Source organism: Modestobacter sp. VKM Ac-2983, assembly GCF_026967885.1.
Classification (GTDB): Bacteria; Actinomycetota; Actinomycetes; order Mycobacteriales; family Geodermatophilaceae; genus Modestobacter.
Map to the genome: position 1 here is coordinate 521,370 of NZ_JAPVBK010000003.1, position 26,324 is coordinate 547,693.

A 26,324-nucleotide genomic window follows, 5' to 3' on the forward strand; every position below is an offset into this window, starting at 1 on the left:
TCCGCTCGCCCCGTCTGAGGGCCCGGGCGGGGGCCTCGCCTCCCGTGTTCGCTGCCCCCCGGGTCGGTCCCGTACACTCGACGACCTGGGGCCTGTGGGACCCCGCCACCGGCGTGCCCCGGAGGCCCTCTTCGGGGGGTCACGTCGAGACTGGGGCCGCGTCGCGACGCGGGCCCGGCGATCCCTAGGGGTGTAGCTCAATTGGCAGAGCAGCGGTCTCCAAAACCGCAGGCTGCAGGTTCAAGTCCTGTCACCCCTGCCACGACCTGACGACCGACCGAGATGAGCCGACCGAAGTGAGCCGGACCGACGTGAGCGAGGCGCTGTGAGCGAGAAGGACGGCGAGCCGAACGGCGAGCAGGTCGACGCCGAGCAGCTCGACGCCGAGACGCCGGGCGTGGAGGACGCGGAGGCGCTCGAGGCCGCCGAGGCCGGTGTCGCCGACCAGGCGGAGTCCGACGAGGACAAGGTCGTCGCCACCCCCACCCAGCGCCGGTCCCGGTCCTCCCGCCGTCCGGCCGACCGGACGCCGGACGCCGGACCCGCGGGGGAGGGCACCCGCACCCGGGCCGACGCCGAGCGGGCACGCGCCGCGGAGCTGAAGGAGAAGCGGAACCTGGGGCGGTTCCTGCGCGAGGTCGTCGCCGAGCTGCGCAAGGTCATCTGGCCCGGCCGCAAGGAGCTGATCACCTACACCACCGTGGTGATCATCTTCGTGGCCGTCATGGTCGCGATCGTCGCCGGCCTGGACCTCCTCTTCGCCCAGGGCGTGCTCGCCGTCTTCGGCTGACCGTCCGCGCCTGCACCGCACCCGACAAGGAAGAGACCCTGTGACTGACCCCCGCGAGCCCTTCGAGACCGACAGCGCCGTCGAGGGCACCGACCTCGACGACGCGCGTGCGGACGTGCGCGGCAGCGCCGACCTCGAGACGGGCGCCGGCGAGACCGGGTCCGCCGAGGGATCGAGCGACACCGCCGACCAGGACACCAGCACCGACGCCGCCGACGTCGTCCCCGACGTCGAGACGGGGGAGCCGGCCACGCTCGCCGCCGACCCGGCGCCCGAGCCGGCTCCCGACCACGACCTGCCGGTCAGCGAGGCCCTCGAGGCCGCGGCGGCAGAGGACGAGGACCCGGCGGACACCCTGCGCTCGACGCTGCGCGCGCAGTTCGGCGACTGGTACGTGATCCACTCCTACGCGGGCTACGAGAACAAGGTGAAGACCAACCTCGAGTCCCGGATCACGTCGCTGGACATGGAGGACTACATCTTCCAGATCGAGGTGCCCACCGAGGAGGTCACCGAGATCAAGAACGGCAAGCGGACGCAGGTCAACCGCAAGAAGCTGCCGGGGTACCTGCTGGTCCGGATGGACCTCAACGACGAGTCCTGGGGAGCGGTCCGCAACACCCCGGGCGTCACCGGCTTCGTCGGGGCCACCTCCAAGCCCTCGCCGCTGAGCATCGACGAGGTCGTCAACCTGCTGGTCCCGGCGACGACCGCCAAGCCGGTCTCCGCGACCGAGGCCGCCCCCAGCGCCGGCCCCGCGCCGGAGGTCGAGTTCGAGGTCGGCGAGTCCGTCACCGTCATGGACGGTCCGTTCGCGACGCTGCCGGCGACCATCAACGAGATCAACCCGGAGCAGCAGAAGCTCCAGGTGCTCGTCTCCATCTTCGGCCGCGAGACGCCGGTCGAGCTGTCGTTCACCCAGGTCACCAAGATCTGACCCTGGCGCAGGCAGCGCAGCACCACCCCCTGATCCGAAGAAGAAGGAAGTCATGCCCCCCAGGAAGCGGTTGACCGCGGTCATCAAGCTCCAGATCAACGCCGGTGCGGCCACCCCCGCGCCGCCCGTGGGCCCCGCCCTCGGTCAGCACGGCGTCAACATCATGGAGTTCTGCAAGGCGTACAACGCCGCGACGGAGGCGCAGCGCGGCAGCGTCATCCCCGTCGAGATCTCGGTCTTCGAGGACCGGTCGTTCACCTTCGTCACCAAGACGCCCCCGGCAGCGCGCATGCTGCTGAAGGCCGCCGGTGTGGAGAAGGGCTCGGGTGAGCCGCACAAGACCAAGGTCGCGACGGTCACCCGCGACCAGGTCCGTGAGATCGCGCAGACGAAGATGGCCGATCTGAACGCCAACGACCTCGAGCAGGCCGAGAAGATCATCGCCGGCACCGCCCGGTCGATGGGCATCACCGTCAAGTGACGGCAGCCGCCGGCTGACGGCGGCGTTGCACGACCCGGGTCCACGCGGACCCGGCCAGTACTCGTGGGAGGGCCTCGCCAGGCCCGCGCACCACGCGACCCCCGCTCCGGGGGGGAAGGAGAACCACCATGGCAAAGCACGGCAAGAACTACCGCAAGGTCGCTGAGCTGGTCGACGCGGACAACCTGTACAGCCCGCTGCAGGCCGCCGGTCTCGCCAAGGAGACCTCGATCACCAAGTACGACGCGACCGTCGAGGTCGCCATCCGGCTCGGGGTCGACCCCCGCAAGGCCGACCAGATGGTCCGTGGCACGGTCAACCTGCCGCACGGCACCGGCAAGACCGCTCGCGTCATCGTCTTCGCGACCGGCGACAAGGCAGCCGAGGCCGAGGCCGCCGGCGCCGACGTCGTGGGCTCCGACGACCTGATCGAGCAGATCCAGGGCGGTTTCCTGGACTTCGACGCCGCGATCGCCACCCCGGACCAGATGGCGAAGGTCGGTCGCATCGCCCGGATCCTCGGGCCCCGTGGCCTGATGCCGAACCCGAAGACGGGCACGGTGACCCCCGACGTCACCAAGGCCGTCAACGACATCAAGGGCGGGAAGATCAACTTCCGCGTCGACAAGCAGGCCAACCTGCACCTGGTGATCGGCAAGACGTCCTTCGACCAGACCAAGCTGGTGGAGAACTACGCCGCCGCCCTCGACGAGGTGCTGCGGGCCAAGCCGTCCGCGGCCAAGGGCCGGTACCTGAGGAAGATCACCGTCTCCACCACCATGGGCCCGGGCATCCAGGTCGACCCCAACCGCACCCGCAACCTCACCGTGGACGAGCCCTCCGCCTGATCGACGGACGCCGTCCCCGCACCAGGGCCCCGCAGCGCACGTCGCTGCGGGGCCCTGCTGCGTCCGGTCCGGCAGGGGCGTGTACTCTTGCCGCTGTTCCCCCCAAGACCGCTGGTCGTCGCACGTCCGCGTGCGATCGAAGGTCCGGAAACGACCGGACGACCCGCGCAGGTGGACGGTTCGACGAACGTGTCGCGGCACGGGCCCAGCGCCCGCACCGTGATCGTCCCTCGCCCCGTGCGCCCTGCGCCGGGGCGTTCCTCGTCTCCGGGCCCGATCGCCCCGGGCGCTCGTCGCCGGTGGTCGCCCGACAGACGAGAGGAGGCCCATGCCCACGCAGGCGAAGGCCGCGGTGATCGAAGAGATCACCGAGCGGTTCCAGAAGTCCAGCGCGGCCGTGCTCACCGAGTACCGCGGGCTGACCGTGGCGCAGCTGACCGAGCTGCGTCGTTCCCTCGGTGCGGGCAGCAGCTACGCCGTCGTCAAGAACACCCTGACGAAGCGTGCAGCGGACTCGGTCGGTCACTCCGACCTGGCCCCGCTGCTCAACGGCCCCACCGCGATCGCCTTCATCGAGGGCGACCCGGTCGAGGCCGCCAAGGCCATCCGTGACTTCGCGCGGGCCAACCCGCTGCTGGTCATCAAGGGCGGCGTGGTCGAGGGCCGCACGGTCGACGCAGCCGAGGTCACCCGCCTCGCCGACGTCGAGTCCCGTGAGGTCCTGCTGGCCAAGCTGGCCGGCGCCATGAAGGGCAACCTCACCAAGGCTGCCGGGCTGTTCCAGGCCCCGCTGTCGCAGGTCGCCCGACTGGCCGAGGCCCTCAAGGAGAAGAAGCCGGCCGAGGGCGCTGCTGCCTCGGACGACGCTGCTCCCGCCGACTCTGCTGCTGACACCACCCCGGCCGCCCCGGCCACCAACGACGAGAGTGCTGCCGCGGACTCCGCGGCCAGCACCGACTGACCCCCTCAAGGAGACACCATGGCCAAGCTTTCCACTGACGAGCTGCTCGACGCCTTCAAGGAGATGACCCTCCTGGAGCTGTCGGACTTCGTGAAGGAGTTCGAGACCACCTTCGACGTCACCGCTGCCGCTCCGGTCGCCGTCGCGGCTGCCGCTGGTGCCGGAGGCGGCGCCGCTGCCGAGGCGCCGGTCGAGCAGGACGAGTTCGACGTCGTCCTCGAGTCCGCCGGTGACAAGAAGATCCAGGTCATCAAGGAGGTGCGCGGCCTGACCTCGCTCGGCCTCAAGGAGGCCAAGGACCTGGTCGACAACGCGCCGAAGCCGGTCCTGGAGAAGGTCGCCAAGGACGCTGCGGAGAAGGCCAAGGCCGCCCTCGAGGGCGCCGGCGCCACCGTCACCGTCAAGTGACCCCCCACCCGGCCGCCGCCCCCGCGGCGGCCGGGTAGCACCACCCCGCACTGACGACAGGGGCCGATCCACTCCGGTGGGTCGGCCCCTGTCGTGCGTCCAGATCGCTCCGGTGCGCCGTCCGGTCGCCCCTGGCCGGGTCTCCGTAGGCGCGTCGTTCACCCACAGGTCCCGGCGTGGCAGTTCCCGCTGGGCTGCCGCACTGGCATCATCGGCAGGGCACTCGCCTCGCTCGCCCCCGATCCCGCGGCGCTGCGCTCCTCCTCCGGAGCCCAGTGCTCCCCGGGCCGGGTGGGCACCGGACACCCCTCGTGGGTGGGTCCCCGGCCGCTCCGGCGGCCCGACGTGGACACCGGCGCTGAGCAGGGGTAGGGTCTCCTGTTGCGCTGCCCTCTGACTGCCAGCCCGCCGAGACGGGTCACGAGGGGTGCCCGGGAACGGCTCCGGGAGACCCCGTGTTGACCGTACCGACGGGGCAGGCATCCGCGGTCAGCCTCGCCGACAACGACGACGACCCAGGACGAACTGCACCCACCGCCCGCACGTCGTGAGGTCCTCGAAAGGACGCATCTTGGCAGGCTCTCGCCCCACCAGCATCACCCCCGGCACCACCGAGTCCAGCAGCACCCCGACCACCGCGGTCGACGTGCAGCCCGGTCCCCGCACCGGCGGCACCGACCACCAGAAGATCCCCGGCGCGCCGCTGCGCGTCTCGTTCGCCAAGATCCACGAGCCGCTCGAGGTCCCGGACCTGCTCGCGCTCCAGACCGCCTCCTTCGACTGGCTGGTCGGGAGCCCCGCGTGGCGGGCCACCCTCGCTCCCGAGGAGCAGGCCGGCGCGGTGGGCGGCCTGGCGGAGATCCTCGAGGAGATCTCCCCGATCGAGGACTTCAGCGGCTCGATGTCGCTGTCCTTCTCCAACCCGCGCTTCGAGGACGTCAAGGCGTCCCTCGAGGAGTGCAAGGACAAGGACATGACCTACGCGGCGCCGCTGTTCGTCACCGCCGAGTTCATGAACAACACCACCGGCGAGATCAAGAGCCAGACGGTGTTCATGGGCGACTTCCCGGTGATGACGAGCAAGGGCACGTTCGTCATCAACGGGACCGAGCGCGTCGTCGTCTCCCAGCTGGTCCGCAGCCCCGGCGTCTACTTCGACAAGAGCCTGGACAAGACGTCGGACAAGGACGTCTACAGCGCCAAGGTGATCCCCAGCCGCGGTGCGTGGCTGGAGTTCGACGTCGACAAGCGCGACACCGTCGGCGTCCGGATCGACCGCAAGCGCCGTCAGCCGGTGAGCGTCCTGCTCAAGGCCCTCGGCTGGACCGAGGACCGCATCCGCGAGCACTTCCAGTGGTCGCCCACGATGCTGGCCACCCTGGAGAAGGACCACCTCGCCGGCCAGGACGAGGCGCTGCTGGACATCTACCGCAAGCTGCGCCCGGGCGAGCCGCCGACGCGTGAGTCGGCGCAGGCGCTGCTGGAGAACCTCTTCTTCAACCCGAAGCGCTACGACCTGGCGAAGGTCGGCCGCTACAAGGTGAACAAGAAGCTCGGCGTCGAGGTGCCCAAGGGCACCTCCACGCTGACCGAGGACGACATCGTCGCGACGATCGAGTACGTCGTGCGTCTGCACGCCGGCGAGCCCGACCACGGCGTCGACGACATCGACCACTTCGGCAACCGGCGCCTGCGCACGGTCGGCGAGCTGATCCAGAACCAGATCCGGGTCGGTCTCTCCCGCATGGAGCGCGTCGTCCGCGAACGGATGACGACCCAGGACGTCGAGGCGATCACGCCGCAGACCCTGATCAACATCCGGCCGGTCGTCGCCTCCATCAAGGAGTTCTTCGGCACCAGCCAGCTCTCGCAGTTCATGGACCAGACCAACCCGCTCGCGGGCCTGACCCACAAGCGCCGCCTGTCGGCGCTGGGTCCGGGTGGTCTGTCCCGTGAGCGCGCGGGCATGGAGGTCCGCGACGTGCACCCGAGCCACTACGGCCGGATGTGCCCGATCGAGACGCCGGAAGGCCCGAACATCGGCCTGATCGGCTCGCTGTCCTCGTTCGGCCGGGTCAACCCCTTCGGGTTCATCGAGACCCCGTACCGCAAGGTCGAGAACGGCACGGTCACCGACCAGATCGACTACCTCACCGCTGACGAGGAGGACCGCTTCGTCGTCGCGCAGGCCAACTCGCCGCTGGACGCGACGGGCCGGTTCGCCGAGGACCTGGTCCTGGTCCGCACCAAGGGCGGCGAGACCACCGACCTCGCGCCGGAGAACGTCGACTACATGGACGTCTCGCCGCGGCAGATGACCTCGGTCGCGACGGCGATGATCCCGTTCCTCGAGCACGACGACGCGAACCGGGCCCTGATGGGCGCGAACATGCAGCGTCAGGCGGTGCCGCTGCTGCGCAGCGAGGCGCCGCTGGTCGGCACCGGCATGGAGCTGCGTGCCGCCGTCGACGCCGGCGACGTCGTGGTGGCGGAGAAGGCCGGCGTGGTCGAGGACTCCACCGCCGACTACGTCACCGTGATGGCCGACGACGGGACCCGGCAGACCTACCGTCTGCTGAAGTTCCAGCGCTCGAACCAGGGCACCTCGATCAACCAGAGCCCGGTGGTCGAAGAGGGCCAGCGGGTCGAGGTCGGTCAGGTCGTCGCCGACGGGCCCTGCACCGACGAGGGCGAGATGGCGCTGGGCAAGAACCTGCTCGTCGCCTTCATGCCCTGGGAGGGGCACAACTACGAGGACGCGATCATCCTGTCGCAGCGCCTCGTGCAGGACGACGTCCTGTCCTCGATCCACATCGAGGAGTTCGAGGTCGACGCCCGCGACACCAAGCTCGGTGCCGAGGAGATCACCCGGGACATCCCGAACGTCTCCGAGGAGGTCCTCGCCGACCTCGACGAGCGCGGGATCATCCGGATCGGTGCCGAGGTCGTCCCCGGCGACATCCTCGTCGGCAAGGTCACGCCCAAGGGCGAGACCGAGCTGACCCCCGAGGAGCGGCTGCTGCGGGCGATCTTCGGTGAGAAGGCCCGCGAGGTGCGCGACACCAGCCTCAAGGTGAAGCACGGTGAGTCCGGCAAGGTCATCGGCGTCCGGGTCTTCTCCCGCGAGGACGGCGACGAGCTGCCCGCCGGCGTGAACGAGCTCATCCGGGTCTACGTGGCCCAGATGCGCAAGATCAGCGACGGCGACAAGCTGGCCGGCCGCCACGGGAACAAGGGCGTCATCTCCAAGATCCTCCCGCAGGAGGACATGCCGTTCCTCGAGGACGGCACCCCGGTCGACATCGTGCTCAACCCGCTGGGCGTGCCCGGCCGGATGAACGTCGGCCAGGTGCTGGAGACCCACCTCGGGTGGATCGCCAAGACCGGCTGGGAGGTCGAGGGCACCCCGGAGTGGGCGGCCAAGCTGCCTGGTGCTGCGCGCCAGGCCGCACCGGGCACCCGCACCGCGACCCCCGTCTTCGACGGTGCCAAGGAAGAGGAGATCATCGGCCTGCTGGGCTCGACGATCCCGAACCGCGACGGCAACCGGATGGTCAAGGAGACCGGCAAGGCGCGGCTGTTCGACGGTCGCTCCGGGGAGCCCTTCCCCGAGCCGATCTCGGTGGGCTACGTCTACATCCTGAAGCTGCTGCACCTGGTCGACGACAAGATCCACGCCCGCTCGACCGGCCCGTACTCGATGATCACGCAGCAGCCGCTGGGTGGTAAGGCGCAGTTCGGTGGTCAGCGCTTCGGTGAGATGGAGTGCTGGGCGATGCAGGCCTACGGCGCCGCCTACGCGCTGCAGGAGCTCCTCACCATCAAGTCCGACGACATCCTCGGCCGCGTCAAGGTGTACGAGGCGATCGTCAAGGGCGAGAACATCCCGGAGCCGGGCATCCCGGAGTCCTTCAAGGTGTTGCTCAAGGAGCTCCAGTCGCTCTGCCTGAACGTGGAGGTCCTCTCCGGCGACGGGCAGGCGATCGAGCTGCGTGACACCGACGACGAGGTCTTCCGCGCCGCGGAGGAGCTGGGCATCGACCTCAGCCGTCGCGAGCCGTCGTCCGTCGAGGACGTCTGATCGGCCGCCGGCCGGCCCTGAGCAGTCAGGGCCGGCCGGCACCAACCCTCATCGACTAGAAGCGAAGAACTAGCCCCGGAAAGGGGTACATCGAGTGCTCGACGTCAACTTCTTCGACGAACTGCGCATCGGTCTGGCCAGCGGTGACGACATCCGCCAGTGGTCACACGGCGAGGTGAAGAAGCCCGAGACCATCAACTACCGCACTCTCCGTCCGGAGAAGGACGGTCTGTTCTGCGAGAAGATCTTCGGTCCCACCCGGGACTGGGAGTGCTACTGCGGCAAGTACAAGCGGGTCCGCTTCAAGGGCATCATCTGCGAGCGCTGCGGCGTCGAGGTCACTCGCGCCAAGGTGCGTCGTGAGCGGATGGGCCACATCGAGCTGGCCGCGCCGGTCACCCACATCTGGTTCTTCAAGGGCGTTCCCTCGCGCCTGGGCTACCTGCTCGACCTGGCGCCCAAGGACCTCGAGAAGATCATCTACTTCGCTGCCTACATGATCACCGCCGTCGACGACGAGGCGCGTCACCGCGACCTGCCGACCGTCGAGGCCGAGATCAGCGCTGAGAAGTCCAACCTCGAGGGTCGCCGCGACGCCGACGTGGAGGCCCGCCAGCAGAAGCTGGAGGCCGACCTCGCCGAGCTGGAGGCCGAGGGTGCCAAGTCCGACGTGCGCCGCAAGGTGCGCGAGGGCGGCGAGCGCGAGATGCGCCAGCTGCGCGACCGGGCCCAGCGGGAGATCGACCGCCTCGAAGAGGTGATGGACACCTTCCGCAAGCTCGAGGTCAAGCAGCTCATCGCCGACGAGGGCCTCTACCGCGAGCTGCGCGACCGCTTCGGTGAGTACTTCGAGGGCGGCATGGGCGCTGCGGCGCTGCAGAAGCTGCTCGCCGGCTTCGACCTCGACGCCGAGGCCATCTCGCTGCGCGAGACCATCCGCAGCGGCAAGGGTCAGCGCAAGCTGCGGGCCCTCAAGCGGCTGAAGGTCGTCGCGGCGTTCCAGCAGACCCAGAACTCGCCCATGGGCATGGTGCTGGACTGCGTGCCGGTGATCCCGCCGGACCTGCGCCCCATGGTGCAGCTGGACGGTGGGCGCTTCGCGACCAGCGACATGAACGACCTGTACCGCCGGGTGATCAACCGGAACAACCGGCTCAAGCGACTGCTCGACCTGGGTGCGCCGGAGATCATCGTCAACAACGAGAAGCGGATGCTCCAGGAGTCCGTGGACGCGCTGTTCGACAACGGCCGTCGTGGCCGGCCGGTCACCGGTCCGGGCAACCGTCCGCTGAAGTCCCTGAGCGACCTGCTCAAGGGCAAGCAGGGTCGTTTCCGCCAGAACCTGCTGGGCAAGCGCGTCGACTACTCCGGCCGTTCGGTCATCGTCGTCGGCCCCCAGCTGAAGCTGCACCAGTGCGGTCTGCCCAAGCAGATGGCCCTGGAGCTGTTCAAGCCCTTCGTGATGAAGCGGCTGGTGGACCTCAACCACGCGCAGAACATCAAGTCCGCCAAGCGGATGGTGGAGCGCGCGCGGCCGGTCGTGTGGGACGTCCTCGAAGAGGTCATCACCGAGCACCCGGTGCTGCTGAACCGGGCGCCGACCCTCCACCGTCTGGGCATCCAGGCCTTCGAGCCCCAGCTGGTCGAGGGCAAGGCCATCCAGATCCACCCGCTGGTCTGCACCGCGTTCAACGCCGACTTCGACGGTGACCAGATGGCGGTGCACCTGCCGCTGTCCGCCGAGGCGCAGGCCGAGGCCCGCATCCTCATGCTGTCCAGCAACAACATCCTGAGCCCGGCCGATGGTCGCCCGATCACCGCGCCGACCCAGGACATGGTGCTGGGCCTCTACCACCTGACCTCCCTCTCCGGGACGGTCGAGGTGCCCGAGGGTGAGCGGCCGAAGTCCTACTCCACGACCGCGGAGGCCGTCATGGCCTTCGACAAGGGCGTGCTCGGGCTGCAGGAGCGGGTCCTCATCCGCCTCGACGAGGTCTTCGGCGTCGACAGCGGCCCGAACGACCCGTGGGAGGCCCCCGAGGGCTGGGAGCCCGGCCAGCCGGCCCTCGTCTCCACCAGCCTGGGCCGGGTCCTCTTCAACGAGGCCCTGCCGGAGGACTACCGGTTCGTCAACTACCAGGTGCCGAAGAAGGCGCTGGGCGCGATCGTCAACGACCTCGCCGAGCGCTACCCGAAGGTGCAGGTGGCGGCGACGCTGGACGCCCTCAAGTCGGCCGGGTTCCGCTGGGCGACCCGTTCGGGCGTGACGATCGCGATCGACGACGTCGTCACCCCGCCGGTGAAGGCCGCGATCCTGGAGCGGCACGAGGACGAGGCCCGGAAGATCGAGCGTCAGTACGAGCGCGGGGTCATCACCGACGCCGAGCGTCGTTCCGAGCTCATCGAGATCTGGACGCGGGCACGCGCCGAGGTCAGCCAGGCGATGGTCGACAACTTCCCGACCACCAACCCGGTCTGGGTCATGGTCAACTCCGGCGCTCGCGGCAACATGATGCAGATCAGCCAGATCGCCGGCATGCGTGGCCTGGTGGCCAACCCGAAGGGCGAGATCATCCCGCGGCCGATCAAGGCCAACTTCCGGGAGGGTCTGTCGGTGCTGGAGTACTTCATCTCCACGCACGGTGCCCGCAAGGGCCTGGCCGACACCGCGCTGCGGACCGCTGACTCCGGGTACCTCACCCGCCGGCTGGTCGACGTCTCGCAGGACGTCATCATCCGCGAGGAGGACTGCGGCACCGAGCGCGGCGTGATCATGCCGATCGGCACCGTGGTGGACGGCACGGTCATCCGTGACGCCCACGTGGAGACCAGCGTCTACGCCCGTGCACTGGCCGCGGACGTGGTCGCCGCCGACGGCACCCAGATCGCCCCGGCCGGGGCGGACCTGGGCGACGTGCTGATCGCTCAGCTCGTCGACGCCGGTGTCGCCGAGGTCAAGGTGCGCTGCGTGCTCACCTGCGAGTCGCTGCTGGGCACCTGCGCCACCTGCTACGGCCGGTCGCTCGCGTCGGGCAAGCTCGTGGACGTCGGCGAGGCGGTCGGCATCATCGCCGCCCAGTCGATCGGTGAGCCGGGTACGCAGCTGACCATGCGCACCTTCCACACCGGTGGTGTGGCCGGTGCCGACATCACCCACGGTCTGCCGCGTGTGGTCGAGCTCTTCGAGGCCCGTGTCCCCAAGGGCAAGGCCCCGATCGCCGAGCTGGCCGGCACCGTCCGGATCGAGGACGGCGACCAGTTCCGCAAGCTCACCATCACCCCGGACGACGGGTCCGAGGAGGTCGTCTACGACAAGCTGTCGCGTCGCTCGCGGCTGCGGGTCGAGGACGGCGGGCACGTCGAGGTCGGCGAGCAGCTGACCGAGGGTGCGGTCGACCCGCACGAGGTGCTGCGGATCATGGGCCCGCGTGAGGTGCAGCTGCACCTGGTGCGCGAGGTCCAGGAGGTCTACCGCAGCCAGGGTGTGTCGATCCACGACAAGCACATCGAGGTGATCATCCGCCAGATGCTGAAGCGGGTGACCATCATCGACTCGGGCGCGACGGAGTTCCTGCCCGGTGCGCTGGTCGAGCGGACCCTGTTCGAGACGGAGAACCGTCGCGTGGTCGCCGAGGGCGCCGAGCCCGCCTCGGCCCGCCCGGTGCTGATGGGGATCACCAAGGCGTCGCTGGCGACGGAGTCGTGGCTGTCGGCCGCCTCCTTCCAGGAGACGACGAAGGTCCTCACCGACGCCGCCATCCAGGGCAAGAGCGACAGCCTGCTCGGGCTCAAGGAGAACGTGATCATCGGGAAGCTGATCCCGGCCGGTACCGGTATCAGCCGCTACCGGAACATCACGGTCGAGCCCACCGAGGAGGCGCGCGCCGCCGTCTACACCATGGCCGGCTACGACGACGGGCAGTACTACAGCCCGGACGTCTTCGGTCAGGGCACGGGCGAGGCCGTCCGGCTCGAGGAGTACGACTGGCGCTGATGCGCTGAGTGAGTGACAGAGAGGCCCCGCACGCCAGCCGGCGTGCGGGGCCTCTCTGCGTCCTGCCGTGTCACGTGACGCAAGGAGCCGGGCGACCCCGGCTCGCCGCGGCTCAGCCGGCCAGGCGGCGCATCGTCTCGACGGTGCGGAGTCGGCCCTCCCGGCTGTCGTCGAGAGGCTGCAGGTTCAGCGTGGTCACCCCGGCCTCGGCGAATGCGGCGATCCGCTCGGACACGTAGGACTCCGACCCGATCAGGGACGTCGCCCGCACCAGGTCCTCCGGGACGGCGGCCGCCGCCTCGTCCTTCCGGCCGGCCAGGTACAGCTCCTGGATGGCCTCCGCCTCGGCCTCGTAGCCGTACCGGCGGGCCAGGTCGTTGTAGAAGTTCTTGCCCTTGGCACCCATGCCGCCGACGTAGAGCGCGATCCCCGGCCGTACTGCCTCGACCAGGTGGTCGACGTTCTCACCGATCGCCACCGGCACTCCGACAACGACGTCGAGTTCACCCAGCGACGGGTCCCGCTTGGCCTTGCCCGCCTGGAGCGAGGCGCCCCACACGTCGGCAGCGCGCTCGGGGTGGAAGAAGATCGGCTCCCACTTCTCCGCGATCTCTGCGGCGAGCTCGACGTTCTTCGGGCCGAGCGCGGCCAGCAGCACCGGGATCCGGGGCCGGACCGGGGTGTTGATCAGCTTGAGCGGCTTGCCGAGGCCGGTGCCCTGGTCGGCCGGCAGCGGCACCTGGTACTTCTTGCCGTCGTGCTCCAGCCGCTCGCGCCGCCACACCTGGCGACAGATCTCCACGATCTCGCGGGTCCGCTGCAGTGGGGCGTCGTACGGCAGCCCGTGCCACCCCTCGATGACCTGCGGGCCAGAGGCGCCGAGCCCGAGGGTGAACCGACCGCCGGACACGAAGTCCAGGCCGGCCGCGGTCATCGCGATCAGCGCGGGCGTGCGGCTGTAGATGGGCAGGATGCCGCTCATCAGCTCGACCCGGTCGGTCACGGCCGCGAGGTAGCCCAGCTGGCTGACCGCGTCGAACGTGTACACCTCCGCGCACATCGCGACGTCGAGCCCAGCGGACTCCAGGTCGCGGATCTCCTCCGCGGTCTGCTTGAAGTCACCGGCGTAGCTGGCCTGGATCCCGATGCGCACGCGTCCTCCTCGGCGTTCGCGGCACCCACGTCGGTGCCACGTGCCGCGACGGTAACGGCCTGGCGGGGGAGCGGGGCCGTGGGGCGGTTCAGAGGGCGCGGACGGTGCCGATCACCTGGGTGACGACCCGCACGCCGTCGACGTCGGCCGGTACCCGGGCGCCGGCGCCGGGCTCGGTCAGGTCGACCCGGACCACGTAGTCGGCGGCCTGCCGCGCGAGCCCGACGCCGGCGACGCCCGGGTCGGAGGCGAAGCGCGAGGCCAGCGCGTTCTTGGCAGCCCGGGCGGAGGCGCGGTCGGTCATGCACCCATGGTGCCCCTCCTCGCGGGATCCGGACAGGGCAACGGCCACCGGCGCCCTCCCTCCGGGGCTCCCCAGCCGGTGGTCCTCGCGACTCAGCCCGCGAACCACTCGACGTCGAGTTCGCGCAGCACGGTGGCCAGCGGGTTGGCGAACGTGACGCCGCCCCCGGCGCTGCCGCCGGTGGTGGAGCCGGCGAACAGCAGCCCCAGCGGGGCGCGGTCCCGGCTGCGCCAGATCACCGACCCGCTGTCACCGCCGGCGCTGAAGGCGCCGGTGAGGCCCTCGATCTCCACCTGGTCGTCGAAGGTGTGGACGACGTCGTCGTACTGCACCCCGACGCCGTCCACCTCGACGGCGGTGATCCGCCCGTGGGTGTGGCCGGTGGTGCGCCCCACCTTCTCCACCAGCTCCTCGGGGTCGGTCTCGTCCGCGGCCGCCACCGCGGCGGAGAGCGGGCCCCCGGGGTAGCCGGCGGGATCGGCGTCCATGCCCGAGTCCAGGGCAGCGACCGCGGCGTCGACGAGGTTCCCGGGCTTGCCCCGGAACCGGACGAAGGAGGTCAGCCCACCGATGCGGTCGGTCTCGAGACCGCCGTCGGCGACGCCCGGCTGCAGCACCGGGTCCCCCTCCGTGGCGGCGTCGCTGTCGGCCAGCACGTGGTTGTTGCTCAGCACCAGCAACCCGGCACCGCCGGCGCGCCGGACGAACCCCCCGAGGGTCCCGGCGGTGACGTCCCGATGGCTGATCGACGCCCCTGGCCGCAACGGACGGCCGCGCCTCCTCAGCTCCTCGGGGGTGGGGGAGCCCAGCGGCCGGACCGGTCCGATGACCCGGACGTCGACCTCCTCCCGGGCGCCGGCGTCCAACCCGGCGAGCACCACCTCGGCGTCGGCCGGCTCGATCAGCCGGATCGCCAGGTGCACCTGCCCCCCGGCGACCGGGGTCAGTCCCAGGGCCACCCCGCTCCACCGGGAGGGCCCGTCGACCGAGCTCGCGACGACGCTGGACGGCGGCACCTCGCTCAGCCGCTTGGACAGCCGGGCCTTCAGTTCGCGGGCGTTGTCGGGGAGCACGGCTACCTCCGGGCGGCAGGGGCACCACTGACTGGGTGCGGGACGGACTGGGCGCGTGACGTGAGCGGGTCAGCACCGACCGTAGGGCGGGAGTCCGACAGAAGCGACGCGGACGAACGGCCCCGGTCCACGGTGGCGGTGCACCTGCCCGCCGCCGTCCGACTCGGGTACGTTGCCGGCACGACCCCTCGGGCAGCTGCGTGCAGCGCCCGGGAATGTGCCCGGTACACCGCCAGTTGGTGCAGGACAGACCGGCTGACCCCGGTGCGCAGCCCACATGTCGACCCGGCTTTGACCGGTCCGGCAGGGCCGGGTACTGTGGTCAGCTGTGCCCAGGATGACTGGGCCTGCTCCCGTTCGCGGTGCACCTGGGTGTCCATCGATCCTCGGATCGAGTGGATGCCGGGGGCCACTCCCGTCACAGACGGGGCCCACTGCAAGGTGGTGTGGCCGGTGCCGAGTCGCGAGGGGCGATGAGTCCGGTTCGATCAACTGGCCGGTTCTCGCGAAGGGCGACACGCCCGAACGCGGGGGTCGGAGGGTGGGTCGCGGGCAGACTCGAGAGGGCCGGGCGACCGGGCACACCACAGCAGTGCACCACATCCACAGCACGACCCAGCGCAGGCAGGAGATCCAGGCCACCCATGCCCACGATCCAGCAGCTGGTCCGCAAGGGCCGCGAGGACAAGGTCGAGAAGACCAAGACCCCGGCGTTGAAGGGATCCCCTCAGCGCCGCGGCGTGTGCACGCGCGTCTACACGACGACGCCGAAGAAGCCGAACTCGGCGCTGCGCAAGGTCGCTCGCGTCCGCCTCACCAGCGGCGTCGAGGTGACCGCCTACATCCCGGGCGTCGGCCACAACCTGCAGGAGCACTCGATGGTGCTCGTGCGCGGCGGCCGGGTGAAGGACCTCCCCGGCGTCCGGTACAAGATCATTCGCGGCTCGCTGGACACCCAGGGCGTCCGCGGCCGCAAGCAGGCTCGCAGCCGCTACGGCGCGAAGAAGGAGAAGAGCTAATGCCGCGCAAGGGCCCCGCGCCGAAGCGTCCGCTCGTCGCCGACCCGGTCTACCAGTCCCAGCTGGTGACCCAGCTGGTGAACAAGGTGCTGGTCGACGGCAAGCGCTCCATCGCCGAGGCGATCGTCTACGGCGCCCTCGAGGGCGTCCGGGCGAAGAACGACACCGACCCGGTCGTCACGCTCAAGCGTGCGCTGGACAACGTGAAGCCCGCCCTCGAGGTGCGCAGCCGCCGCGTCGGTGGTGCCACGTACCAGGTGCCGATCGAGGTCCGTCCCTCCCGCAGCACCACCCTCGGCCTGCGCTGGCTCATCCAGTACAGCCGGGCACGCCGCGAGAAGACGATGACCGAGCGCCTGATGAACGAGCTGCTGGACGCCAGCAACGGTCTCGGTGCCGCGGTCAAGCGCCGCGAGGACACGCACAAGATGGCCGAGTCGAACAAGGCCTTCGCGCACTACCGCTGGTGACGACAGTCCCTCAGCAGCCGCTGCCCGCGGTGGACCCGGGCGACCCCCGGGCGCCGCGCACGGACGAGACAGAAGAGGAGTGACGTAATGGCCCAGAACGAGGCCCAACTCGCCAAGACCCGCAACATCGGGATCATGGCGCACATCGACGCCGGCAAGACGACCACGACCGAGCGGATCCTCTTCTACACCGGTATCAACTACAAGATCGGTGAAGTCCACGACGGCGCGGCCACGATGGACTGGATGGAGCAGGAGCAGGAGCGCGGCATCACCATCACGTCCGCCGCGACGAAGTGCTCCTGGGCGGACCACGACATCAACATCATCGACACCCCGGGTCACGTCGACTTCACCGTCGAGGTGGAGCGGTCGCTGCGGGTGCTCGACGGCGCCGTCGCGGTCTACGACGGGGTGGCCGGTGTCGAGCCGCAGACCGAGCAGGTCTGGCGGCAGGCGGAGAAGTACAGCGTCCCGCGCATGTGCTTCGTCAACAAGCTCGACCGCACCGGTGCGGACTTCTTCCGCTGCGTCGACATGATGGTCGAGCGCCTCGCGGCCAACCCGCTGGTGCTGCAGCTGCCCATCGGGGCCGAGGCCGACTTCATCGGCGTCGTCGACCTGGTCTACATGCGCGCACTCACCTGGCGTGGTGAGACCAAGATGGGCGAGGACTACTCCATCGAGGAGATCCCGGCCGAGCTCACCGACCAGGCCGCCGAGTACCGCGAGAAGCTCCTCGAGAACATCGCGGACTTCGACGACTCGCTGATGGAGGACTACCTCGCCGGCGAGGAGATCGCCCCCGAGCGCCTCAAGGCCGCGATTCGCAAGGCGACGATCGCCGGCCAGGTCAACCCGGTGCTCACCGGCACGGCCTTCAAGAACAAGGGCGTGCAGCCCCTGCTCGACGCGGTCGTCGACTACCTGCCCAGCCCGCTGGACGTCGAGTCGATCGTCGGCACCGCACTGGACGGCGAGACCGAGGTCCTGCGGCACGCCGACGAGAACGAGCCGTTCTCCGCGCTGGCCTTCAAGATCCAGACGGACCAGCACCTGGGCAAGCTGACCTACATCCGGGTCTACTCCGGCAAGCTCGAGGCGGGTTCCCCGGTGCTGAACAGCACCAAGGACCGCAAGGAGCGGGTCGGGAAGATCTACCAGATGCACGCGAACAAGCGTGAAGAGCGCGCGGGCGTGGGCGCCGGCGAGATCGTCGCCGTCAACGGGATGAAGCAGACGACGACGGGTGACACCCTCTGCGACCCGCAGAGCCCGGTCATCCTCGAGTCGATGACCTTCCCCGCCCCGGTCATCTCGGTGGCGATCGAGCCCAAGACCAAGGGCGACCAGGAGAAGCTGGGCATGGCCATCCAGAAGCTGGCCGAGGAGGACCCCACCTTCCAGGTCAAGCTGGACGAGGAGACCGGTCAGACGGTCATCTCCGGGATGGGCGAGCTGCACCTGGAGATCCTGGTCGACCGCATGCGCCGCGAGTTCCGCGTCGAGGCCAACGTCGGCAAGCCGCAGGTGGCCTACCGCGAGACGATCCGCAAGGCCGTCGAGCGCTACGACTACACGCACAAGAAGCAGACGGGTGGCTCCGGGCAGTTCGCGAAGGTGCAGATCGCCCTCGAGCCGCTCGTGATGAGCGGCGACTCGGCGACCTACGAGTTCGAGAACAAGGTCACGGGTGGGCGCATCCCGCGGGAGTACATCCCGTCGGTCGACGCCGGCATGCAGGACGCCATGCAGTACGGCATCCTCGCCGGCTACCCGATGGTCGGCGTCAAGGCCTCCCTCCTGGACGGCCAGTACCACGAGGTCGACTCCTCGGAGATGGCCTTCAAGATCGCCGGGTCGATCGCCTTCAAGGAGGCTGCCCGCAAGGCCAGCCCGGCCCTGCTGGAGCCGATGATGGCGGTCGAGGTCGTCACCCCTGAAGAGAACATGGGCGACGTCATCGGCGACCTGAACTCCCGCCGCGGGACCATCCAGGCGATGGAGGAGCGCTCCGGCGCTCGCGTCGTCCGGGCCCTGGTGCCGCTGTCGGAGATGTTCGGCTACGTGGGCGACCTGCGCAGCCGCACCCAGGGGCGGGCGAGCTACACCATGGTGTTCGACACCTACGCCGAGGTCCCGGCCAACGTCGCCAAGGAGATCATCGCCAAGGCGACCGGCGAGTAACGGGACGGCGGGCCCGGGTACCCCGGGCCCGCCCCCCGAGCACGGACCACCCCAGACACGAGCACGACTGCGAAGACACGGAGAGAGGATCCCAGTGGCCAAGGCCAAGTTCGAGCGGACCAAGCCGCACGTCAACATCGGCACCATCGGGCACATCGACCACGGCAAGACGACGCTGACCGCGGCGATCACCAAGGTGCTGCACGACAAGTACCCGACCCTCAACGAGGCGTCCGCCTTCGACATGATCGACAAGGCGCCCGAGGAGAAGGCCCGCGGCATCACGATCTCGATCGCCCACGTCGAGTACCAGACCGAGAACCGGCACTACGCGCACGTCGACTGCCCCGGGCACGCCGACTACATCAAGAACATGATCACGGGTGCGGCGCAGATGGACGGCGCCATCCTCGTGGTGGCCGCCACCGACGGCCCGATGCCGCAGACCAAGGAGCACGTCCTCCTGGCCCGCCAGGTCGGCGTTCCCTACATCGTGGTCGCGCTGAACAAGGCCGACATGGTCGACGACGAGGAGATCCTCGAGCTCGTCGAGCTGGAGGTCCGCGAGCTGCTGTCCGAGTACGAGTTCCCGGGCGACGACCTCCCCGTGGTCCGCGTCTCGGCGCTGAAGGCGCTCGAGGGCGACGCCGAGTGGGGCGACAAGCTCATGGAGCTCATGAACGCCGTCGACACGGCGATCCCCGAGCCCGAGCGTGAGATCGACAAGCCGTTCCTCATGCCCGTCGAGGACGTCTTCACGATCACCGGTCGTGGCACGGTCGTCACCGGTCGCGTCGAGCGCGGCATCGTCAAGGTCTCCGAGGAGATCGAGATCGTCGGCATCCGCCCGACCTCGACCAAGACGACCGTCACCGGCGTCGAGATGTTCCGCAAGCTGCTCGACCAGGGCCAGGCCGGTGACAACGTCGGTCTGCTGCTGCGTGGCATCAAGCGCGAGGACGTCGAGCGCGGCCAGGTCGTCGTGAAGCCGGGTTCGATCACCCCGCACACGAACTTCGAGGGCTCGGTCTACATCCTCTCGAAGGACGAGGGTGGCCGGCACACGCCGTTCTTCAACAACTACCGTCCGCAGTTCTACTTCCGGACCACGGACGTCACCGGCGTCGTCACGCTGCCTGCGGGCACCGAGATGGTCATGCCCGGCGACAACACCGAGATGTCGGTCGAGCTGATCCAGCCGATCGCCATGGAGGAGGGCCTGCGCTTCGCCATCCGCGAGGGTGGCCGCACCGTCGGCGCCGGCCGGGTCGTCAAGATCAACCAGTGACACCCTGACGGGCGGCGGCCTCATCGGCCGCCGCCCGTCAGCCGGGTCGGGGATACCGACCCAGGGTCAGCAGACCCACTTGTACTTTCACAACCGATCGGCAGGAGCGAAGACAACCGATGGCGGGACAGAAGATCCGCATCCGGCTGAAGGCCTACGACCACGAGGCGATCGATGCCTCGGCTCGGCGCATCGTGGACACGGTGACGAAGACCGGAGCGCGCGTCGTCGGCCCAGTGCCGCTGCCGACGGAGAAGAACGTGTACTGCGTCATCCGCTCGCCGCACAAGTACAAGGACTCGCGCGAGCACTTCGAGATGCGTACGCACAAGCGGCTCATCGACATCCTCGACCCGACGCCGAAGACGGTCGACGCGCTGATGCGCATCGACCTGCCGGCCTCGGTCGACGTCAACATCCAGTAAGGGCTGTCCCAGACATGGCGAGCACATTCCGTGGTCTCCTCGGCGAGAAGCTGGGGATGACCCAGGTATTCGACGAGAACAACCGCATCGTGCCGGTGACCGTCATCAAGGCGGGCCCGTGCGTGGTCACCCAGGTGCGCACCCCCGAGAAGGACGGCTACTCGGCCGTCCAGCTCGGCTTCGGTGCGATCGACCCCCGCAAGGTGAACAAGCCCGAGGGCGGGCACTTCGCCAAGGCGGGCGTCACGCCGCGCCGGCACGTGGTCGAGCTGCGCACCGAGGACGCCGCTGACTACACGGTCGGTCAGGAGCTGACCGCCGAGGTCTTCTCCGACGTGGCCAAGGTCGACGTCATCGGCACCAGCAAGGGCAAGGGCACCGCCGGCGTCATGAAGCGTCACGGCTTCAAGGGCCTCGGCGCGGGTCACGGCACCCACCGCAAGCACCGCGCCCCCGGCTCGATCGGCGGGGCCTCGACCCCGGGTCGCGTCTTCAAGGGCGTGCGCATGGCCGGACGCATGGGTGCGGTCACCACGACCACGCTCTCGCTGAAGGTCCACCAGGTCGACACGGAGAAGGGCCTGGTGCTCATCAAGGGCGCCGTCCCCGGTCCGCGCGGCGGGCTGCTGCTCGTCCGTTCCGCGGTCAAGGGTGGCCCCGTAGGGAGTGACGCTAAGTGACCACATCGACATCGGCTGGCGCGACCGACACCCGGTCCGACCGGCAGGTCGACGTCCGGACGCCGGCGGGGGAGACCTCCGGCAGCGTCACGCTGCCCGGCGAGCTCTTCGACGCCCCGGCCAACGTCTCGTTGCTGCACCAGGTCGTCGTGGCCCAGCTGGCCGCGGCACGCCAGGGCACGCACTCGACCAAGACGCGCGCCCAGGTCAGCGGCACCGGCGCCAAGCCGTACCGCCAGAAGGGCACCGGTCGGGCCCGTCAGGGTTCGCTTCGCTCGCCGCAGTTCACCGGCGGTGGCATCTCGCACGGCCCGCAGCCGCGCAACTACGAGCAGAAGACGCCCAAGAAGATGAAGGCCGCCGCCCTGCGCGGTGCCCTCTCCGACCGGGCCCGGGACGGCCGCGTGCACGTCGTCTCCGCGTTCGTCGAGGGTGATGCGCCCTCGACGAAGGCAGCGCTGAAGGTCCTGGACTCCATCAGCACCGCCAAGCGCGTGCTGGTCGTCCTCGACCGGGACGACGTCCTCAACTGGGTGAGCCTGCGGAACGTGCAGCGGGTCCACCTGATCGAGGCCGGTCAGCTCAACACCTACGACGTGCTGGTGTCCGACGAGGTCGTCTTCACCGAGACCGCGCTGGACGAGTTCGTCACCGGCCCGGCCCGGGGCGGCAAGGGCGCGGCCTCCTCGGCCGAGCTCCCTGACCTGGAGACCCGCGAGATCGACGGCGACGTGCCCTCGATCGCGCCGGCCACCACGACCGAGACGACCGAGGAGAAGGCATGAGCGTCCGCGACCCCCGGGACGTGCTGCTGTCCCCGGTCATCTCGGAGAAGAGCTACGGGCTCCTGGACGAGAACAAGTACACGTTCATCGTCCGGCCCGACGCGAACAAGACCCAGATCAAGATCGCTGTGCAGCAGGTCTTCAACGTGAAGGTCCTCGCCGTCAACACGATCAACCGCCAGGGGAAGAGGAAGCGCTCCAAGGGCGCTGTGATGGGGAAGCGCAAGGACACCAAGCGCGCCATCGTCTCCGTTGCCCCCGGTGACCGCATCGAGCTCTTCGGTGGACCCGGCGCCTGAGCGCCGGTGACCACCGATCGGACCAGAGAGAACAGACAGGGACTCTGAGGAACCATGGCCATCCGTAAGTACAAGCCGACGACGCCGGGCCGCCGCGGCTCGTCCGTCGCCGACTTCGCCGAGGTCACCCGCGACCATCCCGAGAAGTCGCTGGTCCGACCGCTGCACGGTCGTGGCGGGCGCAACGTCCACGGTCGTGTGACTGCTCGTCACCAGGGCGGCGGGCACAAGCGCGCCTACCGTCTCATCGACTTCCGCCGGGCCGACAAGGACGGTGTGCCGGCCAAGGTCGCGCACATCGAGTACGACCCGAACCGCACCTCGCGCATCGCGCTGCTGCACTTCGCCGACGGGGAGAAGCGCTACATCATCGCCCCGGCGAAGCTGAAGCAGGGCGACGTGGTCGAGTGCGGCCCCGCGGCCGACATCAAGCCCGGCAACAACCTGCCGCTGCGCAACATCCCGGTCGGCACGGTCATCCACGCCATCGAGCTGCGGCCCGGTGGCGGGGCCAAGATCGCCCGCTCGGCCGGCACGAGCGTCCAGCTGGTCGCCCGTGAGGGTCGTTTCGCCCAGCTGCGGATGCCCTCGGGCGAGATCCGCAACGTGGACGTGCGGTGCCGCGCCACCATCGGTGAGGTCGGCAACGCCGAGCAGTCGAACATCAACTGGGGCAAGGCCGGCCGGATGCGGTGGAAGGGCAAGCGCCCGACCGTCCGCGGTGTCGCCATGAACCCGGTGGACCACCCGCACGGTGGTGGTGAGGGCAAGACCTCCGGTGGCCGGCACCCGGTCAACCCGAAGGGCAAGCCGGAGGGCCGGACGCGCAAGCGCAAGGCCAGTGATGCCCTGATCGTGCGCCGCCGGCGCACCAACAAGAAGCGCTGAGCGGGTAAGGAGTCCGACAGACATGCCACGCAGCCTGAAGAAGGGCCCGTTCGTCGACGACCACCTGCTCGCCAAGGTGGACGTCCAGAACGACAAGGGCACCAAGAACGTCATCCGCACCTGGTCGCGGCGTTCGACGATCATCCCCGACATGCTCGGGCACACGATCGCCGTGCACGACGGCCGCAAGCACGTCCCGGTGTTCGTCACCGAGGCGATGGTCGGGCACAAGCTCGGCGAGTTCGCGCCCACGCGCACCTTCCGTGGGCACGTCAAGGACGACCGCCGGTCGCGGCGCGGCTGAGCGACGACCAGGTAGAGAAGAGACCCAGATGACTTCCCAGTTGGGACAGGAGACGCCGGTCGCCCGGGCCACGGCCCGGTTCGTCAGCGTCACCCCCATGAAGGCACGCCGGGTGGTGGACATGATCCGCTACCTGCCGACCGACGAGGCCATGGCGCTGCTGCGCTTCACCCCGCAGACCGCCAGTGAGCCGGTGGCCAAGGTCGTCGCCAGCGCGGTCGCCAACGCCGAGCACAACCTGCAGTTGGACCCCGCAGCGCTGGTCGTCAGCGCCGCGTTCGTCGACGAGGGCCCCACGCTCAAGCGGATCCGTCCGCGGGCCCAGGGCCGGGCGTTCCGCATCAACAAGCGGACCAGCCACATCACCGTCGAGGTGACCGAGGTGAGCTCGAGCGCTGAGCTGGCCCTGCGGTCGCGCAAGGCACGTCGGGAGACCGGGCAGTCCGGCCCGGCCACCCAGCAGCAGAAGAGCAACACGAGGGGAGGGACCCGCTAGTGGGTCAGAAGGTCAACCCGCACGGGTTCCGGCTCGGCATCACCACCGACTACAAGTCCCGGTGGTACGCGGACAAGCTGTACGCCGACTACGTCAAGGAAGACGTGGCCATCCGGAAGCTCATGGGCAAGGGCATGGAGCGCGCCGGGATCTCGAAGGTGGAGATCGAGCGCACCCGTGACCGGGTCCGAGTGGACATCCACACCGCCCGGCCGGGCATCGTCATCGGCCGGCGTGGCGCGGAGGCCGACCGCATCCGGGGTGAGCTCGAGAAGCTCACCGGCAAGCAGGTGCAGCTGAACATCCTCGAGGTGAAGAACCCCGAGTCCGACGCGCAGCTGGTCGCCCAGGGTGTCGCCGAGCAGCTGTCCAGCCGCGTGAGCTTCCGTCGTGCGATGCGCAAGGCCATGCAGTCGGCGCAGCGCAGCCCGCAGGTCAAGGGCATCCGGGTGCAGTGCTCCGGTCGCCTCGGCGGCACGGAGATGAGCCGCTCGGAGTTCTACCGCGAGGGTCGCGTCCCGCTGCACACGCTGCGCGCGAACATCGACTACGGCATCTACGAGGCCCGCACGACCTTCGGCCGCATCGGCGTGAAGGTGTGGATCTACAAGGGTGACGCCAGCGGCTCGCGCGCCGAGCGGGAGGCCCTCGAGGCCCTCGCCCAGCGTCAGCAGCGCCGTGAGCGGGCCCAGCGTCCCCAGCGTCGGTCCGGCTCGTCCGGCACGACCGCCGGGGGCACCGAGGCCGGCCGCGCAGCGGCCGACGCCCCGGTCTCCACCGAGCAGCCGTCCGAGGCTCCCGCCGACGCCACCAGTGCCGTCGCCGTCGCCTCGGGTGAGGCTGCTCCCGCACAGAGCATCGGCGAGGCAGCCGGTGCTGAGGGCACCGCGGCCGCGAAGGCCGCCGGCGCCGAGAACACGGAGGGCTGACCAGTGCTCATCCCGCGTCGGGTCAAGCACCGCAAGCAGCACCACCCCGACCGCACTGGCCGGGCCAAGGGCGGCACCGCGATCAACTTCGGTGACTTCGCGATCCAGGCTCTCGAGCCCGCCTACGTGACGAACCGGCAGATCGAGTCCGCTCGTATCGCCATGACCCGTCACATCAAGCGTGGCGGGAAGGTGTGGATCTCGATCTACCCCGACCGTCCGCTGACCAAGAAGCCGGCCGAGACCCGCATGGGTTCCGGCAAGGGCTCGCCCGAGTGGTGGGTGGCGAACGTCAAGCCCGGTCGGATCATGTTCGAGCTGTCGGGTGTCGACGAGCCGGTGGCCCGTGAGGCCATGCGCCGCGCGATCCACAAGCTCCCCATGAAGTGCCGCTTCATCACTCGCGAAGGAGAGGTGTGATGGCCGCCGGCCTCACTGCGCCTGAGCTGCGCGAGCTGTCCGCCGACGAGCTGGCCACCCGGCTGCGCGAGTCGCGCGAAGAGCTGTTCAACCTGCGGTTCCAGGTGGCCACCGGCCAGCTGGACAACAACCGGCGACTGCAGACCGTCCGCCGCGACATCGCCCGGATCTACACGATCATGCGCGAGCGCGAGCTCGGTCTCTCGGTCGCCCCGAACGAGGGTGTCGCATGAGCGAGGTCACGAACACCAGCACCGAGACCTCGACCGGGCCCGGCCTGGCCGGGCGTGGCTACCGCAAGGTCCGTGAGGGCCTGGTCGTCAGCGACAAGATGGACAAGACCATCGTCGTCGAGGTCGAGGACCGTGTGAAGCACGGGCTCTACGGCAAGGTCCTGCGCCGCACCAGCAAGCTGAAGGCGCACGACGAGCAGAACACCGCCGGCATCGGCGACCGGGTGCAGATCATGGAGACGCGCCCCACCTCCGCCACCAAGCGGTGGCGTCTGGTGTCGGTCGTGGAGAAGGCCAAGTAAGAAGTCGACAGCCGGCCCCTCGGGGTCGGTGAGCAGGGAGTACCCTGGACGACTGGCGCGCTCTTCGGTGCGCGCCACATCCCGGAACCCGTGCACGGACGCACCGGCGGCATCGCTGCCGGTGCGTCCGCACGTGGGTACCGGACAGCCGGTTCACCGATCCGGTCCGGCTGTCACCACTCAGATTCAGGAGCAGGAAGTGATCCAGCAGGAGTCGCGGCTCAGGGTCGCCGACAACACCGGGGCCAAGGAGATCTTGTGCATCCGGGTGCTCGGTGGCTCGGGGCGTCGCTACGCGGGCATCGGTGACGTCATCGTCGCCACCGTCAAGGACGCGCTTCCGGGCGCAGGCGTCAAGAAGGGCGATGTGGTCAAGGCCGTCATCGTCCGCACGGTCAAGGAGCGCCGTCGTCCGGACGGTTCCTACATCCGCTTCGACGAGAACGCCGCGGTGATCATCCGCGACACCGGGGACCCGCGCGGTACGCGCATCTTCGGCCCGGTGGGCCGGGAACTGCGCGACAAGCGCTTCATGCGGATCATCTCGCTCGCTCCGGAGGTGTTGTGAT

General features: G+C 69.6%; 27 protein-coding genes and 1 tRNA gene. 25 read left to right on the forward strand and 3 right to left on the reverse strand.

Annotated features, from left to right (window positions below; genetic code table 11):
* The first annotated feature begins 186 nt into the window (after positions 1–186).
* The 9 genes from O2W18_RS14435 to O2W18_RS14475 all read left to right on the forward strand — a co-directional run bounded on the left by O2W18_RS14435 (position 187) and on the right by O2W18_RS14475 (position 12,500).
* Positions 187–262, forward strand: a tRNA-Trp gene (locus tag O2W18_RS14435).
* Between the two features lie 63 nt (positions 263–325).
* Positions 326–790, forward strand: a complete 465-nt coding sequence (gene secE, locus O2W18_RS14440) for a preprotein translocase subunit SecE (protein ID WP_269188198.1) — start codon at positions 326–328, stop codon at positions 788–790.
* Positions 791–830: 40 nt separating this feature from the next.
* Positions 831–1,727, forward strand: coding sequence for a transcription termination/antitermination protein NusG (gene nusG, locus O2W18_RS21760; protein WP_269188199.1), 897 nt, complete (start codon positions 831–833; stop codon positions 1,725–1,727).
* 52 nt (positions 1,728–1,779) lie between these two features.
* Positions 1,780–2,208 (forward strand): 50S ribosomal protein L11, encoded by a 429-nt coding sequence (rplK, locus tag O2W18_RS14450; protein ID WP_036334253.1) that lies wholly within the window; start codon positions 1,780–1,782, stop codon positions 2,206–2,208.
* Positions 2,209–2,336: 128 nt separating this feature from the next.
* On the forward strand, positions 2,337–3,056 hold the full coding sequence (gene rplA, locus O2W18_RS14455; protein ID WP_269188200.1) for a 50S ribosomal protein L1: 720 nt from the start codon (positions 2,337–2,339) through the stop codon (positions 3,054–3,056).
* Positions 3,057–3,384: 328 nt separating this feature from the next.
* Positions 3,385–4,017, forward strand: coding sequence for a 50S ribosomal protein L10 (gene rplJ, locus O2W18_RS14460; protein WP_269170500.1), 633 nt, complete (start codon positions 3,385–3,387; stop codon positions 4,015–4,017).
* Positions 4,018–4,035: 18 nt separating this feature from the next.
* Complete coding sequence (rplL, locus tag O2W18_RS14465) at positions 4,036–4,425, forward strand: 50S ribosomal protein L7/L12 (RefSeq protein WP_269188201.1); 390 nt, start codon at positions 4,036–4,038, stop codon at positions 4,423–4,425.
* A 571-nt stretch (positions 4,426–4,996) separates the two neighbouring features.
* Positions 4,997–8,506 (forward strand): DNA-directed RNA polymerase subunit beta, encoded by a 3,510-nt coding sequence (rpoB, locus tag O2W18_RS14470; RefSeq protein WP_269188202.1) that lies wholly within the window; start codon positions 4,997–4,999, stop codon positions 8,504–8,506.
* A gap of 94 nt (positions 8,507–8,600) precedes the next feature.
* Complete coding sequence (locus tag O2W18_RS14475) at positions 8,601–12,500, forward strand: DNA-directed RNA polymerase subunit beta' (protein ID WP_269188203.1); 3,900 nt, start codon at positions 8,601–8,603, stop codon at positions 12,498–12,500.
* Positions 12,501–12,612: 112 nt separating this feature from the next.
* On the opposite strand, the gene O2W18_RS14480 is transcribed toward O2W18_RS14475, so the two are convergent.
* The 3 genes from O2W18_RS14480 to O2W18_RS14490 form a co-directional block, all read right to left on the reverse strand.
* Positions 12,613–13,653, reverse strand: a complete 1,041-nt coding sequence (locus tag O2W18_RS14480; protein WP_269188204.1) for an LLM class F420-dependent oxidoreductase — start codon at positions 13,651–13,653, stop codon at positions 12,613–12,615.
* An 88-nt stretch (positions 13,654–13,741) separates the two neighbouring features.
* Positions 13,742–13,957, reverse strand: a complete 216-nt coding sequence (locus O2W18_RS14485; protein ID WP_269188205.1) for a hypothetical protein — start codon at positions 13,955–13,957, stop codon at positions 13,742–13,744.
* A gap of 92 nt (positions 13,958–14,049) precedes the next feature.
* A complete protein-coding gene (locus tag O2W18_RS14490) occupies positions 14,050–15,030 on the reverse strand; it encodes a hypothetical protein (protein WP_269188206.1) in 981 nt (326 codons plus the stop codon).
* A gap of 644 nt (positions 15,031–15,674) precedes the next feature.
* On the opposite strand from O2W18_RS14490, the gene rpsL reads away from it, so the two are divergent.
* The 16 genes from rpsL to rplN all read left to right on the forward strand — a co-directional run bounded on the left by rpsL (position 15,675) and on the right by rplN (position 26,323).
* Complete coding sequence (gene rpsL, locus O2W18_RS14495) at positions 15,675–16,049, forward strand: 30S ribosomal protein S12 (RefSeq protein ID WP_036334266.1); 375 nt, start codon at positions 15,675–15,677, stop codon at positions 16,047–16,049.
* On the forward strand, positions 16,049–16,519 hold the full coding sequence (gene rpsG, locus O2W18_RS14500) for a 30S ribosomal protein S7 (protein WP_269159155.1): 471 nt from the start codon (positions 16,049–16,051) through the stop codon (positions 16,517–16,519). Before rpsL ends, rpsG begins: the two co-directional genes overlap by 1 nt.
* A gap of 87 nt (positions 16,520–16,606) precedes the next feature.
* Positions 16,607–18,706 carry an elongation factor G gene (gene fusA / locus O2W18_RS14505; protein ID WP_269188207.1) on the forward strand — a complete coding sequence of 700 codons (2,100 nt, stop codon included), beginning with the start codon at positions 16,607–16,609 and terminating at the stop codon, positions 18,704–18,706.
* Between the two features lie 94 nt (positions 18,707–18,800).
* A complete protein-coding gene (gene tuf, locus O2W18_RS14510; RefSeq protein ID WP_269170507.1) occupies positions 18,801–19,994 on the forward strand; it encodes an elongation factor Tu in 1,194 nt (397 codons plus the stop codon).
* 119 nt (positions 19,995–20,113) lie between these two features.
* Positions 20,114–20,419, forward strand: coding sequence for a 30S ribosomal protein S10 (rpsJ, locus tag O2W18_RS14515; RefSeq protein WP_014742859.1), 306 nt, complete (start codon positions 20,114–20,116; stop codon positions 20,417–20,419).
* A gap of 14 nt (positions 20,420–20,433) precedes the next feature.
* Positions 20,434–21,099, forward strand: coding sequence for a 50S ribosomal protein L3 (gene rplC, locus O2W18_RS14520; RefSeq protein WP_269170508.1), 666 nt, complete (start codon positions 20,434–20,436; stop codon positions 21,097–21,099).
* A complete protein-coding gene (rplD, locus tag O2W18_RS14525) occupies positions 21,096–21,884 on the forward strand; it encodes a 50S ribosomal protein L4 (RefSeq protein ID WP_269188208.1) in 789 nt (262 codons plus the stop codon). The genes rplC and rplD overlap by 4 nt, the downstream gene beginning before the upstream one ends.
* Positions 21,881–22,183, forward strand: a complete 303-nt coding sequence (gene rplW / locus O2W18_RS14530; protein WP_014742856.1) for a 50S ribosomal protein L23 — start codon at positions 21,881–21,883, stop codon at positions 22,181–22,183. The genes rplD and rplW overlap by 4 nt, the downstream gene beginning before the upstream one ends.
* 54 nt (positions 22,184–22,237) lie before the next feature.
* Positions 22,238–23,071: a 50S ribosomal protein L2 gene (rplB, locus tag O2W18_RS14535; RefSeq protein WP_269170510.1), complete on the forward strand. Its 834-nt coding sequence runs from the start codon at positions 22,238–22,240 to the stop codon at positions 23,069–23,071.
* Positions 23,072–23,093: 22 nt separating this feature from the next.
* Positions 23,094–23,375 (forward strand): 30S ribosomal protein S19, encoded by a 282-nt coding sequence (gene rpsS / locus O2W18_RS14540; protein WP_036334275.1) that lies wholly within the window; start codon positions 23,094–23,096, stop codon positions 23,373–23,375.
* A 28-nt stretch (positions 23,376–23,403) separates the two neighbouring features.
* Complete coding sequence (gene rplV / locus O2W18_RS14545) at positions 23,404–23,871, forward strand: 50S ribosomal protein L22 (protein WP_442929139.1); 468 nt, start codon at positions 23,404–23,406, stop codon at positions 23,869–23,871.
* A complete protein-coding gene (rpsC, locus tag O2W18_RS14550; RefSeq protein ID WP_269170511.1) occupies positions 23,871–24,800 on the forward strand; it encodes a 30S ribosomal protein S3 in 930 nt (309 codons plus the stop codon). Before rplV ends, rpsC begins: the two co-directional genes overlap by 1 nt.
* Before the next feature lie 3 nt (positions 24,801–24,803).
* Positions 24,804–25,220, forward strand: a complete 417-nt coding sequence (rplP, locus tag O2W18_RS14555) for a 50S ribosomal protein L16 (RefSeq protein ID WP_269170512.1) — start codon at positions 24,804–24,806, stop codon at positions 25,218–25,220.
* Complete coding sequence (gene rpmC / locus O2W18_RS14560) at positions 25,220–25,453, forward strand: 50S ribosomal protein L29 (RefSeq protein WP_014742850.1); 234 nt, start codon at positions 25,220–25,222, stop codon at positions 25,451–25,453. The genes rplP and rpmC overlap by 1 nt, the downstream gene beginning before the upstream one ends.
* Entirely contained in the window at positions 25,450–25,755 is a 306-nt protein-coding gene (gene rpsQ, locus O2W18_RS14565; RefSeq protein ID WP_269170513.1) for a 30S ribosomal protein S17, read from the forward strand. Before rpmC ends, rpsQ begins: the two co-directional genes overlap by 4 nt.
* A 199-nt stretch (positions 25,756–25,954) precedes the next feature.
* Positions 25,955–26,323, forward strand: a complete 369-nt coding sequence (rplN, locus tag O2W18_RS14570) for a 50S ribosomal protein L14 (protein ID WP_222050071.1) — start codon at positions 25,955–25,957, stop codon at positions 26,321–26,323.
* Position 26,324 lies beyond the last annotated feature (1 nt).